Source organism: Dietzia sp. B19, assembly GCF_014145155.1.
In the GTDB taxonomy this organism is placed as follows: domain Bacteria; phylum Actinomycetota; class Actinomycetes; order Mycobacteriales; family Mycobacteriaceae; genus Dietzia; species Dietzia natronolimnaea.
Map to the genome: position 1 here is coordinate 1 of NZ_JAALED010000514.1, position 2731 is coordinate 2731.

Sequence of the window (2731 nt, forward strand, 5' to 3'; positions counted from 1 at the left end):
GGCCTCGTCGTCGGCGTCCGGGTCGCCCCCGTCGTCGTCGAGCTCCACCCAGCCCCGCAGCGACGCGACGGCCGGGCACCGCCGGTCGGCCAGCGCGGCGTGGAGTTCCACGTCGGGGTTCAGGCCGGGTTGGACCAGTCGGAACACCTTGACCATGAGGTCGTCGCCGAACACCAGGGACGAGTTGGACTGCTCGCCCTCGAGCAGCCTGCCCCGGGCGGGCTCCGGGGCGGGAGCGCCCGGGACCAGGCGGAACCGCAGCCCTCCCACCTCGTCCTGCCCGGAGAGGTGCGACACCAGCGACTCGGTCCCGCGCGGATCACGCAGTCCGTCGTAGACCACCGGTGAGGCGCCGTCGGGGGTCAGGGGGAGCGTCCGGCGGTCGTCCGGCAGGGTCCGCGCGGTGGCCAGTGGGACCTGATAGCGTTGTGGTCGCCCGTCCACCTCCACGTCCACCAGCAGGTGCTCCACCAGGACGTCGGCGTGGTCGAGCAACACCGCCCGCCGGGCGATCCGCACCGCCGACAGTCGCCGGCCCTTTCCCGCGAACCAGCGTTGTCCGGGGAGCCACTCGGTCAGCAACCTGACCATGGCGTCGTCGTCGACGGGGGTGATGCTCATGCCGCGCCTCTCATGCCGGGGTGTCCGTGGGACTGCGCAGCTCCAGCCAGTAGAAGCCGTAACCGGGCAGGGTGAGCTGGTACGGGTCGGCGTCGATCTCCGGGAACGGGACCCCGCCGGTGAGCTCGGTGGGCCGTCGACCGGCGAACTCCGACAGGTCCAGGCGCACGGCCTGCGGGAACCTCGAGAGATTGTTGACGCACAGGATCACGTCCGCCCGGGGGTCCTCCTCGGGGGACCCCATCGTCCGCAGATAGGCCAGGATGCTCGGGTTGGAGCCACCCAGATCGGTGAACTCGCCGCGTCCGAACGCGGGGTGGCTCTTGCGCACGTGGATCATGCGCCGCGTCCAGTGCAGCAGGCTGGCGGTGGAATTGAGTTGCGCCTCCACGTTGACGCCCTGGTAGCCGTACTGCGGGTCCATGATCACCGGGAGGTAGAGCCGGCCCGGGTCGCACCGGGAGAACCCGGCGTTGCGGTCGGGGCTCCACTGCATCGGCGTGCGCACGGCGTCGCGGTCGCCCAGCCAGATGTTGTCACCCATGCCGATCTCGTCGCCGTAGTACAGCACCGGGGACCCGGGCAGGCTGAGCAGCAGCGCCGAGAACAGCTCCAGCTGGTTGTGGTCGCCGTCGAGCAGCGGGGCCAGGCGGCGGCGGATGCCGATGTTGGCCTTCATCCGCGGGTCCTTGGCGTACTCCGCGTACATGTAGTCGCGTTCCTCGTCCGTCACCATCTCGAGCGTGAGCTCGTCGTGGTTGCGCAGGAAGATGCCCCACTGGGCGGAGGACGGGATGTCGGGGGTGTGCGCGAGGATCTCGGTGACGGGGAACCGGGACTGACGCCGCACCGCCATGAAGATCCTGGGCATCAGCGGGAAGTGGAACGCCATGTGGCACTCGTCGCCCACCTCGGGCTCGCCGAAGTACGCCACCACGTCCTCGGGCCACTGGTTGGCCTCGGCCAGCAGGACCCGGCCGGGGTACTCCTCGTCCACCACCGCCCGGCACTTGCGCAGGAACTCGTGCGTCTCGGGGAGGTTCTCGCAGTTGGTGCCGTCGCGCTCGAACAGGTACGGCACGGCGTCCAGGCGGAACCCGTCGATCCCCAGGTCCAACCAGAACCGCAGGACGTCGATCATCGCGTCCTGGACCTCGGGGTTGTCGTAGTTGAGGTCGGGCTGGTGGGAGAAGAAGCGGTGCCAGTAGAACTGTCCGCGCACCGGATCGTAGGTCCAGTTGGAGGTCTCGGTGTCGACGAAGATGATGCGGGCGTCCGGGTACCGGGTGTCGTCGTCGGACCACACGTAGAAGTCCCCGTACGGCCCGGTCGGATCGGACCGCGACTCGGTGAACCAGGCGTGGGTGTCGGAGGTGTGGTTCATCACCAGGTCGGTGATCACCCGGATGCCCCGCTGGTGCGCCTGGTCGAGGAAGTCGACGAAGTCCTCGACGGTCCCGAACTCGGGCAACACGGCGCGGAAGTCGCGGATGTCGTACCCGCCGTCGCGGAGCGGCGAGTCGTAGAACGGCGGCAGCCAGAGGCAGTCGACCCCCAACCACTCCAGGTAGTCGAGCTTCTCGGTGAGCCCGCGCAGGTCCCCGGTGCCGTTGCCGTCGGAGTCGTTGAACGCCCTGACCAGGACCTCGTAGAACACGGCTGACTTGTACCAGTCCCGATCGATCTCGAGCTCGGCCGCGTGCCGGTAGTTGTCGGCACTGGGCTCGACCACGTGACCGTCGTCGGTGAGCTCGGGCTCGGGGTGTCGGGGATCGGACCGGTGGGGGTCGGCCTGGTGTTGGTCGGGCTTGTGGCGCGACATCGGTGACATGGGGGCGAGCCTACGGCCCAGTACGATCCGTTGCATGCGGAAAATCGGCCCGGCGGAGCGTATCCGCGGCCTGAGGGGCGTGGATCCCGCGCGGTCGTATCGCCAGCGGCACGGCCGCCGGGCCCGCGCGCTGGCGGCCCTGTTGGATGTCGACGACGACGAGGTGGTCGTGCGCCCCTGGGAGTTGCGACTGCCCCGGACGGTCATCCTCGCCGCGGCCCGGACCAGGGGCCTGGAACCCGTGGGAGGCCCCGGGGAGCCCGGGCGACGCGGACCGTG

General features: G+C 69.8%; 2 protein-coding genes and 1 pseudogene. 1 reads left to right on the plus strand and 2 read right to left on the minus strand.

What is annotated here, in order from left to right; genetic code table 11:
• Together G6020_RS14055 and treS are read right to left on the minus strand one after the other, a co-directional pair.
• A pseudogene (locus G6020_RS14055) lies at positions 1-621 on the minus strand (hypothetical protein); the annotation flags it as partial.
• Positions 622-631: 10 nt separating this feature from the next.
• Positions 632-2443 (minus strand): maltose alpha-D-glucosyltransferase, encoded by a 1812-nt coding sequence (treS, locus tag G6020_RS14060; RefSeq protein ID WP_179526145.1) that lies wholly within the window; start codon positions 2441-2443, stop codon positions 632-634.
• Between the two features lie 43 nt (positions 2444-2486).
• On the opposite strand from treS, the gene G6020_RS14065 reads away from it, so the two are divergent.
• Positions 2487-2731 (plus strand): hypothetical protein (locus G6020_RS14065; RefSeq protein WP_182611041.1); only part of this gene is annotated, 245 nt, incomplete at its 3' end.

What these genes read in the sequence shown, in the direction of transcription:
- treS (WP_179526145.1), bottom strand. Translation starts at nt 2,443, where the DNA reads ATGTCGCGCCACAAGCCCGACCAACACCAGGCCGACCCCCACCGGTCC.